This is a genomic window from Rhodobacter sp. NTK016B, assembly GCF_017303295.1.
Classification (GTDB): domain Bacteria; phylum Pseudomonadota; class Alphaproteobacteria; order Rhodobacterales; family Rhodobacteraceae; genus Pararhodobacter.
The window spans coordinates 1-258 of sequence record NZ_JAFKOK010000066.1 but is presented as its reverse complement, the minus strand read 5'-3'; the positions used below and the strand labels follow the sequence as shown (position 1 = coordinate 258).

At 67.1% G+C, this 258-nt stretch carries 1 pseudogene; it reads left to right on the top strand.

The features are described from left to right. Positions 1 to 258 (top strand): annotated as a pseudogene (locus tag JI664_RS23720) (hypothetical protein); the annotation flags it as partial.

Below are 258 nucleotides of genomic sequence, written 5' to 3'. Positions count from 1 at the left end.
AGGCCTTGCTGACCTATGACGCGCGGTTCGCGCCGGTCGAGATCCACCAGGCGTTATTCAAACATGACACGCGTGCGCTGCTGGCCGAGCCGCGCCGCATCTTCAAGGGCTGGGTTGACCAGCAGCCGATCCAGACGGCGGCAGAGGGCGGCGACAGCTCGGCAACGTTGGTGCTGGTCAGTACCGCCCGTGCGCTGACGCGCAAGCCGCCGCTCTACCAGTCCGACGCGGATCAGCGCCAACGCGACACCGACGATG